General features: G+C 63.9%; 11 protein-coding genes and 4 tRNA genes. 10 read left to right on the top strand and 5 right to left on the bottom strand.

What is annotated here, in order from left to right; genetic code table 11:
* Nucleotides 1–23: 23 nt before the first annotated feature.
* The 7 genes from aroA to ACYVKM_RS09400 all read left to right on the top strand — a co-directional run bounded on the left by aroA (nt 24) and on the right by ACYVKM_RS09400 (nt 5,257).
* A complete protein-coding gene (gene aroA / locus ACYVKM_RS09430; protein ID WP_460877339.1) occupies nt 24–1,331 on the top strand; it encodes a 3-phosphoshikimate 1-carboxyvinyltransferase in 1,308 nt (435 codons plus the stop codon).
* 60 nt (nt 1,332–1,391) lie between these two features.
* Entirely contained in the window at nt 1,392–2,171 is a 780-nt protein-coding gene (gene kdsB / locus ACYVKM_RS09425) for a 3-deoxy-manno-octulosonate cytidylyltransferase (protein WP_460877338.1), read from the top strand.
* A gap of 62 nt (nt 2,172–2,233) precedes the next feature.
* Entirely contained in the window at nt 2,234–4,075 is a 1,842-nt protein-coding gene (uvrC, locus tag ACYVKM_RS09420; protein ID WP_460877337.1) for an excinuclease ABC subunit UvrC, read from the top strand.
* Nucleotides 4,076–4,146: 71 nt separating this feature from the next.
* On the top strand, nt 4,147–4,743 hold the full coding sequence (pgsA, locus tag ACYVKM_RS09415; protein ID WP_460877336.1) for a CDP-diacylglycerol--glycerol-3-phosphate 3-phosphatidyltransferase: 597 nt from the start codon (nt 4,147–4,149) through the stop codon (nt 4,741–4,743).
* A gap of 54 nt (nt 4,744–4,797) precedes the next feature.
* A tRNA-Gly gene (locus tag ACYVKM_RS09410) sits at nt 4,798–4,873 on the top strand.
* Between the two features lie 150 nt (nt 4,874–5,023).
* Nucleotides 5,024–5,099: transfer RNA gene (locus tag ACYVKM_RS09405), tRNA-Gly, on the top strand.
* Between the two features lie 84 nt (nt 5,100–5,183).
* Nucleotides 5,184–5,257: transfer RNA gene (locus ACYVKM_RS09400), tRNA-Cys, on the top strand.
* Nucleotides 5,258–5,544: 287 nt separating this feature from the next.
* On the opposite strand, the gene ACYVKM_RS09395 is transcribed toward ACYVKM_RS09400, so the two are convergent.
* Nucleotides 5,545–7,440, bottom strand: a complete 1,896-nt coding sequence (locus ACYVKM_RS09395; RefSeq protein ID WP_460877335.1) for an esterase/lipase family protein — start codon at nt 7,438–7,440, stop codon at nt 5,545–5,547.
* Between the two features lie 180 nt (nt 7,441–7,620).
* Here ACYVKM_RS09395 and ACYVKM_RS09390 point away from each other — a divergent pair, with 180 nt between their 5' ends.
* Both ACYVKM_RS09390 and ACYVKM_RS09385 read left to right on the top strand, forming a co-directional pair.
* Complete coding sequence (locus ACYVKM_RS09390; protein WP_460877334.1) at nt 7,621–8,640, top strand: Lnb N-terminal periplasmic domain-containing protein; 1,020 nt, start codon at nt 7,621–7,623, stop codon at nt 8,638–8,640.
* 194 nt (nt 8,641–8,834) lie between these two features.
* Nucleotides 8,835–10,760, top strand: coding sequence for an AI-2E family transporter (locus ACYVKM_RS09385; RefSeq protein WP_460877333.1), 1,926 nt, complete (start codon nt 8,835–8,837; stop codon nt 10,758–10,760).
* Nucleotides 10,761–10,817: 57 nt separating this feature from the next.
* Here the strand turns inward: ACYVKM_RS09385 and ACYVKM_RS09380 are convergent, their stop codons facing one another.
* Nucleotides 10,818–11,033 carry a hypothetical protein gene (locus tag ACYVKM_RS09380; RefSeq protein WP_460877332.1) on the bottom strand — a complete coding sequence of 72 codons (216 nt, stop codon included), beginning with the start codon at nt 11,031–11,033 and terminating at the stop codon, nt 10,818–10,820.
* Between the two features lie 264 nt (nt 11,034–11,297).
* On the opposite strand from ACYVKM_RS09380, the gene ACYVKM_RS09375 reads away from it, so the two are divergent.
* Nucleotides 11,298–11,927, top strand: coding sequence for a TMEM175 family protein (locus ACYVKM_RS09375; RefSeq protein WP_460877331.1), 630 nt, complete (start codon nt 11,298–11,300; stop codon nt 11,925–11,927).
* A 72-nt stretch (nt 11,928–11,999) separates the two neighbouring features.
* Here ACYVKM_RS09375 and ACYVKM_RS09370 read toward each other — a convergent pair.
* From ACYVKM_RS09370 to ACYVKM_RS09360, 3 genes are all read right to left on the bottom strand, one after another.
* A tRNA-Leu gene (locus tag ACYVKM_RS09370) sits at nt 12,000–12,086 on the bottom strand.
* A gap of 85 nt (nt 12,087–12,171) precedes the next feature.
* Entirely contained in the window at nt 12,172–13,404 is a 1,233-nt protein-coding gene (locus ACYVKM_RS09365) for a TraB/GumN family protein (protein WP_460877330.1), read from the bottom strand.
* A 172-nt stretch (nt 13,405–13,576) separates the two neighbouring features.
* Nucleotides 13,577–14,467, bottom strand: a complete 891-nt coding sequence (locus ACYVKM_RS09360) for a carbon-nitrogen hydrolase (RefSeq protein WP_460877329.1) — start codon at nt 14,465–14,467, stop codon at nt 13,577–13,579.
* Nucleotides 14,468–14,637 lie beyond the last annotated feature (170 nt).

Below are 14,637 nucleotides of genomic sequence, written 5' to 3'. Positions count from 1 at the left end.
GGATGTGCATGGAGAAAACCCGCTTGAATCGTCTTGACTGGAGCAGCCAACCGGGCCGCTCTCTGCATGGCAGCGTGCGCGTGCCCGGCGACAAGTCGGTATCGCATCGCGCGCTGATGCTGGCCGCGATTGCCGAGGGGCGGTCGCATATCCACGGTTTTCTCGAAGGCGAGGACACCCGCGCCACCGCCGCCGTGCTGTCGCAGCTCGGCGTACGCATCGAGACGCCGTCGGCGGGTGAACGCGTGGTGCATGGTGTTGGCCTGCATGGTCTGCGCGGTACGACGCAAGCGCTGGACTGCGGCAATGCCGGTACCGGCATGCGCCTGCTGACCGGCCTGCTGGCGGGGCAGGCGTTCGACAGCACCTTGATTGGTGATGCCTCGTTGTCGAAGCGGCCGATGCGCCGGGTTACCGAGCCGTTGGCCGCGATGGGCGCACGCATCGACACGCAGGAGGGCCTCCCACCGTTGCACGTGCGCGGTGGCCAGCCACTGCACGGCATCGAATATGAACTGCCGGTGGCCAGCGCGCAGGTGAAGTCCGCACTGTTGCTGGCTGGCCTGTATGCAGCCGGCGAAACCGAGATCATCGAGCCGCACCCGACCCGCGACTACACCGAGCGCATGCTGGCCGCGTTCGGCTGGCCGATCACCTTCGTGCCGGGACGCGCCCGACTGGCGGGTGGTCATACCTTGCGCGCCACCGGTGTCGACGTGCCGGCCGACTTCTCCTCGGCGGCCTTCTTCCTCGTCGCCGCCAGCATCGTGCCGGGTTCCGAGTTTCGCCTGCCGGCGGTCGGCCTCAATCCACGCCGTACCGGGCTGCTGCATGCCTTGCGCCTGATGGGCGCGGACATCACAGTCGAGCAGGAACGTGAAGCCGGCGGCGAGCCGGTCGGCGATCTGGTCGTGCGCCATGCGCCGCTGCACGGGATCGAACTGCCCGAGGCGCTGGTGCCGGACATGATCGACGAGTTTCCGGTGTTGTTCATCGCGGCTGCCTCGGCCAGCGGTCGCACGGTCATCCGTGGCGCCGCCGAACTGCGCGTGAAGGAGTCCGACCGCATCGCGACGATGGCGGCCGGCCTGCGCACGCTCGGCACGACGATCGAGGAAACCCCGGATGGCGCGATCATCCACGGCGGCCCACTTGGCGCCGGCACCGTGGAGAGTCATCTCGACCATCGCATCGCGATGAGTTTTGCCGTTGCCGGGTTGGTCGCGACGGGGTCAGTGCGGATCAACGACTGCAGTCATGTCGCCACCTCCTTCCCCGGTTTTCTGGAGCTGGCCAACGGCTGCGGCTTCGCCTTGCAGAAGATCGACTGAACTGCACCCGGGTGCATGTATTGTTGTTGGCAGCTAGTCGTCCGGTCAAAGGTCTTGCCCATGTCCAACGCGGTCCCGCCGTTCATCGTCGCCATTCCTGCCCGCTACGGCTCGACCCGCCTGCCGGCCAAGCCCTTGCGCGAGATCGGTGGCGTGCCGATGGTGGTGCGGGTGGCGCAGCGTGCGCTGCAGGCTGGCGCCAGCCAGGTGGTGGTGGCCGTCGACGACCAACGCATTGCCGACGCGCTGGCCGGGCAGGAGGGAGTGCAGATCTGCATGACGCGCAGCGACCATGCCTCGGGCAGCGACCGGCTGGCCGAGTGTGCCGTGCACTATGGCTGGGCCGACGACAACATCGTGGTGAACCTGCAGGGTGATGAGCCATTCGCACCGGCTGCCGGCATCCGCGCGGTAGCCAAGGCACTGGCCGATGATCATGCGCCGATGGCGACCTTGGCGACGCCGATCATCGATGCCGAGGAGCTGTTCGATCCGAACGTGGTGAAACTGGTGCGTACGGCGAACGGGCGTGCGCTGTATTTCAGTCGTGCACCGTTGCCTTGGGCGCGTGATGCGTTTGCCGCGAACCGGCATGCCTTGCCATCCGGTTCGCCGTTTCTGCGGCATATCGGCATCTATGCGTACCGGGCCGGCTTTCTCGCCAGCTATACCCGACTGCCGCGCACGCCGCTGGAGCAGACCGAATCGCTGGAACAGTTGCGTGTGCTCGAACACGGCCATGCGATTGCGGTGCGCCTGACCCCGGAACCGTTCCCGCCAGGCATCGATACCGAGGTTGATCTCGAACGCGCCGAGCAGTGGTTGCGCACGCATCATTGAGCCACCACATCGGGTGGGAATACCGGCCCATCCGGTGACTTCCCTCCCGCTAGAATGACCACATGCAGTCCGCGCAACCGCCACCCTTCGACGGCAAGGCTTTCGTCCGCACGCTCACTACCTCGCCCGGGGTCTATCGTCATTTCGACGCGGACGGCGAGCTGCTGTATGTCGGCAAGGCCGGCAATCTCAGGAAGCGGGTCGGCAGCTATTTCCTGAAGCCGCGGATGGAACCGCGCATTGCGGCGATGGTGGCGCAGATCGCGCGCGTCGAGATCACCGTGACGCGCACCGAGGGCGAGGCGTTGCTGCTGGAATCCCAGCTGATCAAGTCGCTCAAGCCGCGCTACAACATCCTGCTTCGCGACGACAAGAGTTACCCATACATCTACCTCTCAGGCGGCGAGGACTATCCGCGGCTGGCTTTCCATCGCGGTGCGCGCAACCTGCCGGGACGTTATTTCGGACCGTATCCGAGCACTTACGCGGTGCGCGAAAGCCTCAGCCTGATGCAGAAGCTGTTCAAGGTGCGCCAGTGCGAGGACAGCTATTTCCGCAACCGTTCGCGGCCGTGCCTGCAGCACCAGATCGGCCGCTGCACGGCGCCCTGTGTGCAGCTGATCAGCGTGCCGGATTACCGCAACGACGTGCGCCATGCCGAGATGTTCCTCGAAGGGCGCAGCAACGCCGTGATCGATGAACTGGCCGAGGCGATGGAGCAGGCCAGCAAGGCGCTGAATTTCGAACGTGCAGCTGTGCTGCGCGACCAGGTGGCTGCGTTGCGCCAGTTGCAGGCGCAACACCATGTGCACGGCGCCAGTGCCGACATGGACGTCATTGCCTGCCGCATCGAGGCGGGGATGGCCTGCGTCAGCGTGCTGTTCTTCCGCAACGGCATCAGCCTCGGCACGCGCGACTTCTTTCCGCGCCTGCCACTGGATGCCGAGCCGGCCGACGTGCTGACGCAGTTCATCGCGCAGTACTACCTCGACCGGCCGGTGCCGCGCGAACTGATCCTCGGCGAGACGATTGCCGACCAGGAGATCCTGGCGGAACTGCTGGCACAGCAGTCCGGCCATGCCGTCGAACTGAAGTCGAGCGTGCGTGGCGATCGCGCGCAATTCCTGCAGATGGCCGAGCGCAACGCGCAGGCCTCGCTGACCGCGCGGTTGGCCAGCCGGCAGACGCTGGGTACACGCTTCGACGACCTGCAGAAGGTGCTGGGACTGGCGGTCGCTCCGCGTCGCATCGAGTGCTTCGACATCAGCCATACGATGGGCGAGGCGACCGTGGCCTCGTGCGTGGTGTTCGGGCCGGAAGGACCGGAAAAGTCGCATTACCGGCGCTTCAATATCACCGGCATTACGCCCGGCGACGATTACGCCGCGATGCACCAGGCGTTGACCCGTCGCTTTCGCAAGGTCGCCGAAGGCGAGGGCGCAAGCCCGGACATCCTGCTGATCGACGGCGGCAGCGGGCAGGTGGCGCAGGCGCTGGATGTGCTGAAGGAACTCGGCGTCACGGGTATCGAAGTCGTGGGTGTGGCAAAGGGGCCGGGGCGGCGCGCTGGCGAGGAAACGTTGGTGCTGGCCCGGGTGGAATCGGGAAACCCGGGCCGCGAGCTGCATCCCGGTTCGTCATCGCCTGCGCTGCACCTGGTCGCTGCCGTGCGCGACGAGGCCCATCGCTTCGCCATCAGCGGCCATCGCAAGCGTCGCGAGAAGGCACGCGAGCGCAGCGTGCTGGAGGACGTGCCGGGCATCGGTGCGCGGCGGCGTTCGGCCCTGCTCAAGGCCTTTGGTGGCCTTGCCGGCGTCGAGAGCGCCGGCGTCGAAGAACTGATGCAGGTCAAGGGCATCGATCGCGGCCTGGCCGAACGCATCTATGCCAGCCTGCATGGCTGAACACTGTGCTCGCTTTCACTCGTTGACGGCGCAGGGGCGTGCGACACTGTCGCAAATATCCGGAACGAATCATGCGCATCAACCTGCCGACCTGGCTGACCCTGTTTCGCGTTGCACTGCTGCCGGTCATGGTAGTGGCCTTCTATGCGCCGTTTCGCGGTCACAACATCACGGCGGCCATTGTGTTCGTGCTGGCGGCAGTCACCGACTGGCTGGATGGCTACCTGGCGCGCCGCTTGAACCTGACTTCGGCCTTCGGTGCGTTTCTCGACCCGGTAGCCGACAAGCTGATGGTCGCTGTGACCCTGTTTCTGCTGGTGCAGTCGCATCCCAGCAGCGGCTGGTCCGGCATCCTGATGGCGGTGACTGCAGCGGTGATTGTCGGGCGCGAGATCAGTGTGTCGGCACTGCGCGAGTGGATGGCCGAGGTCGGCATGAGCGCCACGGTCAAGGTCGCCTTCGTCGGCAAGCTCAAGACCGTGATGCAGATGGTCGCCCTGGTGGTGCTGATCGTGCAGCACGAAAAGGATGCCACCGCGCTGCGGCTGTATCACATCGGCGAGTTCCTGCTGGTATTCGCCGGCGTGCTGACGATCTGGTCCGGCCTGTACTACCTGCGTGCCGCATGGCCGAGCCTGCGTGGCGATACGCCGAAGGGCGATCACTGATCACCGGGTGGGCTTGACGATCCGCATTCACGTATTAGAATGCGCGGCTCCGATGCGGGAATAGCTCAGTTGGTAGAGCACGACCTTGCCAAGGTCGGGGTCGCGAGTTCGAGTCTCGTTTCCCGCTCCAGTTTTCAAGCAAAGCCCCGACCAGTTCGGGGCTTTGCTGTTTCAGGCGATGCACCGGACCGATCGGTGGAATCCGGCAAAATCGGATCGACAAGACGCGATCGCGGCTATTCACAACGGTTATCGTTCTGCTATCATTCACGGCTCCGATGCGGGAATAGCTCAGTTGGTAGAGCACGACCTTGCCAAGGTCGGGGTCGCGAGTTCGAGTCTCGTTTCCCGCTCCAGTTTCAAGCAACAGCCTCGGCTCACCGGGGTTTTGTTTTTTAGAGGCAAGCCACGATCATCATGGTCGCGGCGCACCAAGCAATGGCCTGGTGGCAGAGTGGTCATGCAGCGGCCTGCAAAGCCGCGTACGCCGGTTCGATTCCGACCTAGGCCTCCATTGCGCAAAGGCTGTCACAGCCCTCGAAACCCGCCACTGGCGGGTTTTTTGTTGCCTGCACCATGGGAATGCGGCGAACCACACCTGGCTACGTCCGGACGGCCGCCATCAGTTGCATCTGGGGAATACCCCTACGTCGTTCGAGGGGTACCGTGGTCGAGCGCGATCAGGGAGTTTTGCCGTCCTGGCCCACCGCGTCCGCATTGATCCGGGATTGCGCAAGTTCAGTGGCAGGGCCGACAGGCGTCCACCGGATTTGCCCATGGCCTGCAAAACGCACGCGTCGGTTATCGCCGGGCTTCCTGCAACGCCGCGATGTGCAGCCGGAGAATCCGGCGCAGTTCCAGGATTGCGGCAGGGGTCTCCTGCACGCTGTGCCACGAGGGGATGGCGAGTTCGGAATCGGCACCGTCCAGGTGCGCACTCCTGTAGGGAACCAGGCCGTCGCTGCTGTCCTGCAGCGGCCCTTTCGATTTGTAGACGCCGACGATCGTGTGATAGTGCACACGTGGCGAGATCGGCAGGTCCGCGGCGGCGACGATGAACGGATCGGTATCGCTGAGGTTATCGATACCGTTGGGTATGCGCAGCGGCGAGCCCTTGTTGGTATCGTCCTTCAGCAAGTCGGAAAGTCCAGCCACTTCTTTCAGTACGCTGCCAGGCAGACGGATCAGGTTGCCGATCAGGCGTGCCAGTCGATGCTTCGCGTAGGGCGTGCCGCGATGCGGTGCGGCCAGGAAGACGGCGCGGGTCACCTGCGGCATCGGGGTGAACTGCAGATAGGGCGCAAGACGTGCGTGCAGCCGGGCCCGTTTTGCCGGCGACAGGTCCGTACGCGCAGGAACGACGTTCCACAACCGGTCATCGCTTGACGACACCAGCAGCCGTGCGATCAGTCCACCCATGCTGTGGCCGATCAGCACCATGTTCTGCGACGCGCGCGCATGGCCGGACGGGTCGAAGTGCCGCAGCGTGGCATCCAGCGCCTTGCGGATATTCGCCAGGTTGACCGCGACCGGCGCGTTGGTGGGGTAGTAGATCTCCCACACCTGGAAGTTGCGGCGCAGCTCCTCGTCCCCCATGACTTCGTTCGCCACGTTGATCCATGCCTCGGGGCTGCTGCCCAGCCCGTGCAGCATCACTACGGTCAGACGGTTGGGGTCATAGGGCTGCATCATGAGCACGCGTGGTGTCGTGATGCCGCCTTCGCGGCCCAGCAGGGAGCGGATCGACTGGCTGGCGAAGCCCGAGCGGGCCAGCCAGACACCATAGGCGGCGGTGAAGTTGGCACCCAGCGGCACGGTGTGGCCGCCGATCGTGATGGTGTCGTCGCGATAGGGATCACGCGCCAGCAGCCGGACCTGCTTCGTCGCCAGCACCTCGTCCAGCGTGCTGCCGTCGAAGACCAGAGCGCCGGTCATCGAGGCGTAGTCGGGTTCGCGCCACAGCACGTCATCGACCTGCGTATCCTGTGGCGCCACGGCGACAAAGTCCGAGCCGAAACCGTCGCGCTGATAGATATTGCGCAATCCCTTGAAACGCAGATCGGCGGCGGGAAGGAGTTCCACCGGTACGCGTGCGTTGTCCGCCAGCCGCAGGTCCGTCTGCGGACGCATGACGGTCCAGCCGGCCAGCGTGGTCTGCGTCCACTGCGTCCCCAGCTGCGGCAGCTCCTGGAAGAAGCGGCTTACCGCGCGCTGCACGGCAAAATTGTAAAAACCGATCACCTGTACCTGACGCAGCGCGAAAGCGCGTTCCGCTGGTGCCCGCGCGGTGTAGAACAGGTAGGCGTAGGCATAACGCGCGGACTGCAGGAACGCATCGAGGGTCTGATCCTCCATCAAGCTGCTGGACTTGGCGCGATCGGTCCTGATCGCCTTGCCCAGCCATAGTTCGGCGAGTGCGGACAACCGCTGTTCGTCATTCAACCCCGGCGAGCTCGCAACGGTATCCGTGCAGATGACGAATTCGCGTTGACAGCTGTCGACGGTCAGCGCCACGACGTTGAGTGTCTGCACCGTGCGATCGCTCAGCCGGTCGGCACCGATCACATCGGCGCGCCGCTCATTGACGTAGTCGTGCGGCTTGACGCGACTCATGTCGACCATCGCGCAGCCATGCAGGCAGAGCAGCACGACAATGGCAGCACATCGCAAAGCCCGGGTGTGCGTTCCACGTTTCATGCTGCGCCTGGTTCACTCAGCCGGGTGATTACGGGATTGTAGCCATGGCAGGGGAGTTCATGGGATCGAATCTCCCGGTGCTTGATTCTGAGTTTCCGGGCAGCGCATGCAGCGGCCATCGTTGTCTTCACCCGTCCAAAGCGGCACGCTTGGAGCATTGGCCGGCCTGTCGGAAACGAAATGACGAACAAGCTCTGGATGATCGGCAGGATCGCCCTCATCGTCGTGATGACGTTGGTCACGTTCTGCTCGGGCGTGTGGGGCGCTCTTGCACTCTGGTACCAGTTGCCGGGCAACCTGATCAGCCGGACGATCGGCAGTGCGGCCTGGGTGATCGTGGTGATCGTCCTCGTCACGCTAGCGATCACCCGGCGCAGCTGGCTTCCGCTTGCTGTCTATGCGGTCATCTATGCCTTGCTGCTGTTCTGGTGGGCGAGCATCGCACCTTCGAACAACCGGATCTGGGCGGACGACACGTCCCGCCTGCTCACCGGTACGGTGGCAGGCAACCAGGTCACTCTGAGCAACGTGCGCGATTTCACCTGGCGCACAGACGACGACTACGACCCGCGCTGGGAGACCCGCCACTACGATCTGGATCAGCTGGCCTCGGCCGATGCCGTGTTGTCCTACTGGGGCAGTGCGGCCATCGCGCACGCGATGATCTCCTTCGGCTTCGAAGACGGCAGTCACGTGGTCTTCTCGGTGGAAATCCGCAAGAAGCGAGGGCAGCAGTATTCCGCGATCGGCGGCTTCTTCAAGCAGTTCGAAACGATCCTGATCGCCGCCGACGAGCGTGACATCATCCGCGTCCGCACCAATGTACGTGGCGAAGACGACTACCTGTATCCGCTGCGCATGGACAAGCCTGCCATGCGTGCGCTGTTCGTCTCCTACGTGCAGGCCGCGAACAGGCTGGCCGTCACGCCGGCGTTCTACAACACGATCACCTCGAACTGCACAACCATCGTCTACCGCATGGCCCGGCAGATCGATCCTGGCTTGCCACGGGACATCCGTCTGCTGCTGACCGGCTATCTGCCGGAATACCTGTACAAGGTGGGTGCGCTGGATCGAAGCGTGCCGGTCGACGAACTACGACAACGTGGCCGCATCACCGAGCGGGCAAGGGACAGCAAGCCCGATGATGATTTCTCCAGGGCGATACGCATCGGTGCGGGCAGCGCGTCTTCCCGCTAGATAATTCATGCAGCTTCGCGCTCCGGGGTGCAGAGGTAACCGGATGGTCAGCCGTCTGCTGCCCAATGCATGCAGCTAGGATATGAACCTTGCCGGGGTATATTGATCCCGTGCATGGGGTGCGGTGGCGCGCATCGCATGTCGGCCACTTGAAGATTCCGGCAGCACAAACCACACAGACGAGGGATTGTTCCATGTCTTCGGGGCCCGATCCGTTGCCGGTCACCTCGGCAAGCCATCGTGCAATCACCATCATGGCCAGTGCCACCGTGCTGGCGCTGCTGTATTTCGGCAGGGAAGTACTGATTCCGATCACCCTCGCATTCATCCTGAGCCTGTTGATGGCTCCATTGATACGCGGGTTGCGGCGGATCGGGCTGGGTCACGCACCGTCCGTGCTGATCGCGGTCCTTGCGCTTGCCCTGTTTCTGGTCGGACTGGCCACCGTGATCGGCTCGCAGGTGGTGCACCTGGGTGGGAGCCTCCCACAGTACGAGGCGACGATCCACTCCAAGGTCCAGACAGTGCGGGCCATGACGGTCGGTCGCATGGAAGCGATGCAGGGCGAGGCCGGCCGGGTGATGCGCCAGCTCGAGGATCGCGATACCGGCGTGCCCGCGGCACCTGCCAACCCTCAGCGAGGCGTGGCTTCCCCGACAAGTGCGACTCCGGCGGAGGTGCATGCATCATCCGCCGAGCCGATGGCGGTGATCACCCGTATCCTTTCCTCGATCTGGGTACCACTGCAGACGACCGGTATCGTGCTGGTCGTCCTCGTTTTCGTCCTGCTTGAACACGAGTCCTTGCGGGATCGCTTTATTCGTCTGGCGGGTGGCACGGACCTGCGTGCAACGACGACGGCGATCAATGATGCCGGGGAGCGCCTGTCACGGTTCTTCGTCTCGCAGTTCTCGGTCAACTTCGGCGTAGGCGTGGTGATCTGGGCGGGGCTGGCGATCATCGGTGTTCCCGATGCCCCGCTCTGGGGCGCCCTCACGGCCGTGCTGCGGTTTGTGCCCTATGTGGGCGTCTGGCTGGCGGCCATGCTGGCCACGCTGCTCGCAGCGGCGGTCGGCCCCGGCTGGTCACTCATGCTGATGACCCTCGGCCTGTATGCCGTCGTGGAAACCATCACTTCACAGCTGGTGGAGCCGCAGTTGTATGGACACACCACCGGACTGTCGCCGCTGGCGGTGGTCGTTGCAGCGATCTTCTGGAGCTGGCTGTGGGGACCGGTCGGGCTGATCGTGTCGACGCCATTGACCCTGTGCCTGGTGGTCGCCGGGCGTCACGTCAAGGCGTTGAACCTGCTCGACATCCTGCTGGGCGACACGCCGGCGCTGACGATGCCGCAACGGCTCTACCAGCGCGCGCTCTCCGGCGATTCCGACGAGATCATTGCGGGCGCACGCATTTTCCTGAAGCGCAAATCGTTCGCCGCCTATTGCGATGCGGTTCTGCTGCCGGCCTTGCAGCTCGCGCGCATCGATCTGGCGCAGGGCGCCATCAGTCCGGAGCAGCAAGTCAAGGCGCGCGGCGCGATCGTGCGAGTCCTCGAAGCGCTCAGCGGAGAGGCACACCAGCGATCCCGCTGGCATCGGCATGCTTCCGTGCTCGACGACCCGAATCTCGGCCGTCTCCTGCGCCAACAGCGCGAGGCAGTCAGCGGGCGCTGGCAAGGCCCGCTGGCGGTAGCTCCGGGATCCGTGGTGCTTTGCGTGGGCCTTGGGTCAAACAGCGATGACCTGGCCACCGAAATCCTCGCCCGCGTCCTGCGCGATCTGAGTATCGATGGACGCCATCTGTCGATCGAGGATATCGAGGCCTTCGAGGCCGAACCACCGCCGGACGCGACACCGAACGGGGTCTCCATGCTCTACATCGTCAGTGCTGCCGCGAGCAAGGAACGGGAGCGTGGCGATTCGGTGGCGATGGAAATGCGCCGTCGATTCCCCGAAGCATGCCTCGTCGCCGTGGTTCTGCCGGAATTGCTGGCAGCTTCGGAACCCGTCGCGGTCAGCCCCGAGGTCAATCTGGTGGCGAGCTCGTTCGAAGAAGCTGCGCAGCATGCCATTGCCCGGTTTCCCGGTGACAACCCGGGCGCCCGACGATCCACCTGAAAACAAAAGGGCCAGCCGCTGGCAGGCGGCTGGCCCGGGAATGATCGATTCGTGGCGTCAGGCTTGCGAGTCGGTGGCCTGCGGATCGACTTCGGTCGATTCGGCCTCGCCTTCCTTCTTGCCGACGAGCGATTCGAGCGCACCAGCGCCCTTGAAGCCGGCAACAGCGGCGATGCCTTTCGTCAGCAGGCCCGCATTCGGATCGAGCTTTTCCGCACCTTCGACCGCGGCCACTGCACCTGCAACCTCACCCAGGGTATCCAGAATTCCCATGACGGTCTCCTCGCTGTTTGGATGGAAGAAGCATGATGCGACTTTCGTTATTACAAGGTGAATACAGGTGCCTGGCGCATGCCCACTGGGAGAGGTGGCAAACCCGAGCCGCGTTGCCAAAGTATCCAGACTGGCTCCGCACGATTCATCGATCGTGGGGAAGGCCAGACGCGTCCCGCGTCGGGTAGGCATCGTGATTGAAGCTGCGGCATGATGCCTTCCAGATCACTTTCGCCATGGAGACAGCACTGCATGAACAGCCGTGTGGATGAACCGGTCGAGGAGCGGCATGTAGGCCAGCGTCACCTTGATCGACTGATCATGTTGTCCGATGGCATTTTCGCCATTGCGATCACGTTATCCGCGATTGAGATCCGCCCCGATCTCAAGCCCGACCAATCGCTATGGCAGGCATGGTCGGTGCCATTGGCCGTCTATTTCCTGAGCTTCATCCTGATCGGGGTGATCTGGATCAATCATCGACGCATCGTGGCTCATTTACGGGATATCGATGGCATCGGTACCGGGATCAACTTCGTGCTGCTCAGCCTGGTGGCGTTGATGCCGGTGGTAGTTCGCTTTGCCCTCACCGATTCGAGTCAGGATGAGGCATTCGTGGTCTATGCCCTGGCGGTCACTGCCACGTTCAGCTGCATGGCGATCTTGTGGGTCCATGTGGCATTCATCGCAGACCTGGCCCCGGATCTCGATCCCGGATTGGCCAGAATCTGGCTGCTGGAGATGATTGCGGCACCACTCATCATCGGCGCCATGGCGCTCTATCAGTTGCATGTCAGATCGGTGGCGCTGATCCTGACGTTGGCTGCAGTGACGCTCTGGCTGGTCAAGGCGAGAATGGAATATTCACGCAAGCGGAACAGCAGCCAACAGTAATCAAGAGAGCGACCGGTCAGTCCATCCATGATCACGACAATGGATGGCCTGCGATGGTGTGAAACAGTCTTTTGGTGCCCGGAGCGGGGGTCGAACCCGCATGGCCTTGCGGCCGAGGGATTTTAAGTCCCTTGCGTATACCAGTTTCGCCATCCGGGCCGGATGTTCGAGCGCGCCGCACGGCAAGCTGCAGGCGGCGCGCATCGTAACATGCGACCGCTTTCGGCTCAGCGCGTCATGCGGGTCAGAACAGGCTCTTGAAGATGTGGATGCCGGCGCTGTACTCGCCGATGATCGTGCCGACGCTGACCAGGAAGAAGTTGAGCAGGGTGCGTGCGACGCGGTTTTTCCACCAGCCGCTCCAGTGCACGATGTCGTCGCGCAAGGTGTCGAAGTCGACCACGCGCGGGCGACGCACCCAGGCTTCGGCCATCGCGCTGATGCCGCCGGCGGGAATGCCGGGGCGGAACGGTTTGATCGGTGCGGCGATGAAAGCCGCAAGGATGCTGAGTGGATGACCGCCTGCAGCCACCGCGCCGAGTGCGGCGAAGCCGCCTGTAAACAGTACCCAGGCGGTGAGGGCTTGCGTGCCCAGTGCGGCATTGCGGTGGAACGCCCAGGCAATTGCTCCGAACACCAGCAGCACCAGGCCTACCGCCAGCCATTTCGGCCAGCGGGCCTTGGGTGGCGCGGCGGCCAGTTCGGCCACCTTGCTGGCGGGGTCATTCTGCTGTTCGCGCAACAGGGTGGACAGTCCCTTGAGGTGACCGGCACCGATCACCACCAGCACGCGGCGCGGTTCGCCGGTCGCCGATCTCGCGGCTTCTTCGCGCAGGCGTGCAGCCATGAAGGCGTCGCGCTCGCTGATCAGGCTCTGGAAGAGCGGTTTCGATTCGCTGGCGAATTCGCTGAACGCGCTTTCCAGCAGATCGCCTTGCTTCAGTTTCTCGATCTCGCCCTGTTCGATCTCTTCACGCTCGAACACGCTGGCCAGCAGGCCACCGAGCAGGCCGAAACGCTGCCAGAAGCCGACGCTGTGCCAGGCACGCTTCAGCGTGGTGCCGACTTCACGGTCGACCAGCCACAACGGCAGGCCACGCTGATCGGCGCCATCCATCGCGGCCTTCATCTCGGCACCAGGCTGGATGCCGGACTGGTCGGCGAGGCGTTTCTGGAAGGTCGACAGCACCAGGCTGGCGGCGACCATGCCAGCCTTGCCCTGGCGGATCACCTTGAACAGGTCCATCTGCTTGAACGCTTCCGGATCGCGCATGCTCTGCGCGCGGCTGTCGCACAGCTCCACCGCTACCGCGTCGAAGTGTTCGTGTTCCAGCAGCGCATCGACTGCTTCCACGCTGCTGCGTGAAACATGTGCGGTGCCCAGCACGACATATTCCACGCCATCGCGCTGCACGCGTTCGATCGGCTGGCCCTGCAGGGCAGGCAACAGGGCAAGGTCGGTTTCGGGAACACTCATGCGATCAGCAGGCCGGTCTCGGGGGGAACACAAATCATGGGGGTGGCAGCCACACGGAACAAGCTGGACGGAAACGCATTGACTCGGCGTCAAGGGATCTTGAACAACCCATTTTTGTCATCATTCCTGCGCAAGCCGTAATGACGTCCTTGTGAAGATTTCGAGATTCCCTTCAGTCACGAAAACGCCTGAGCAGATCGGCGTACGCGTCGATGCGCCGATCACGCAGGAACGGCCAGATCCGTCGCACGTGCTCGCTGCGCGCCAGATCGACTTCGGCCAGTAGCAGTTCGCGCTGGTCGGTGCCGGCCTGGGCCAGGAACTCGCCCTGCGGGCCGGCAACGAAACTGGAACCCCAGAACTGGATGCCGGCGCCGACACCGGAGGGATCAGCCTCGTAGGCGGTGCGGTTGCACGAGAGCAGGGGCAGGCCGTTGGCGACCGCGTGGCCGCGCTGCACGGTGATCCATGCGTCGCGCTGGCGATCCTTTTCGGCCTGCGCGTCATTCGGGTCCCAGCCGATTGCGGTGGGATAGAGCAGCAGTTCGGCGCCGGCCAGCGCCATCAGGCGTGCTGCTTCCGGATACCACTGGTCCCAGCACACCAGCACGCCTAGCCGGCCGACCGAGGTGTCGATCGGCTCGAAACCGAGGTCGCCGGGCGTGAAGTAGAACTTCTCGTAGAACGCCGGATCGTCCGGGATGTGCATCTTGCGGTAGGTGCCGGCGATCGCGGTCGAGCGATCGAACACCACCGCGGTGTTGTGATACAGCCCGGTGGCGCGTTTCTCGAACAGCGAGGCAACTACCACCAGTTTCAGTTCCTCGGCCAGCTTGCCGATGCGCGCGGTGCCCGGGCCGGGAATCGTCTCGGCCTGATCGAAGATATCGACCGATTCGTGCTGGCAGAAATACGGACCGTTGTGCAGCTCCTGCAGCAACACCAGCTCGACGCCGGCCGCCGCGGCTTCACGCAGGCCGGCCTCGATCGCGTCGAGATTGGCGTTGCGGCTACCGCGATCGGTTTCCTGCAGCAGGGCAACCTTGAGGGTTTTGCGAGTCATGGCGGGGTTCGAACGTCAGTGGTGTAGCGACATAGTGTAGCGAAGAGCATGTAGGCGGACCGCGTAGGCTGGCACCCCGCCGAAATGACCTGATAACCAGACGCCATTCGGCTAACCTGACCATCGTGCGACGTCGGACTCGACGGGGCGGCGAGTGGCGGCAACAGGCA

The sequence above is a fragment of the Rhodanobacter koreensis genome (assembly GCF_054782855.1).
This window is presented reverse-complemented; position numbering and strand designations above follow the sequence as displayed.

Excerpts from the sequence above, each read along its gene's own strand:
- kdsB (WP_460877338.1), top strand. The coding sequence starts at position 1,392 with ATGTCCAACGCGGTCCCGCCGTTCATCGTCGCCATTCCTGCCCGCTAC.
- uvrC (WP_460877337.1), top strand. The coding sequence starts at position 2,234 with ATGCAGTCCGCGCAACCGCCACCCTTCGACGGCAAGGCTTTCGTCCGC.
- pgsA (WP_460877336.1), top strand. The coding sequence starts at position 4,147 with ATGCGCATCAACCTGCCGACCTGGCTGACCCTGTTTCGCGTTGCACTG.
- ACYVKM_RS09395 (WP_460877335.1), bottom strand. The coding sequence starts at position 7,440 with ATGAAACGTGGAACGCACACCCGGGCTTTGCGATGTGCTGCCATTGTC.
- ACYVKM_RS09390 (WP_460877334.1), top strand. The coding sequence starts at position 7,621 with ATGACGAACAAGCTCTGGATGATCGGCAGGATCGCCCTCATCGTCGTG.
- ACYVKM_RS09385 (WP_460877333.1), top strand. The coding sequence starts at position 8,835 with ATGTCTTCGGGGCCCGATCCGTTGCCGGTCACCTCGGCAAGCCATCGT.
- ACYVKM_RS09380 (WP_460877332.1), bottom strand. The coding sequence starts at position 11,033 with ATGGGAATTCTGGATACCCTGGGTGAGGTTGCAGGTGCAGTGGCCGCG.
- ACYVKM_RS09365 (WP_460877330.1), bottom strand. The coding sequence starts at position 13,404 with ATGAGTGTTCCCGAAACCGACCTTGCCCTGTTGCCTGCCCTGCAGGGC.
- ACYVKM_RS09360 (WP_460877329.1), bottom strand. The coding sequence starts at position 14,467 with ATGACTCGCAAAACCCTCAAGGTTGCCCTGCTGCAGGAAACCGATCGC.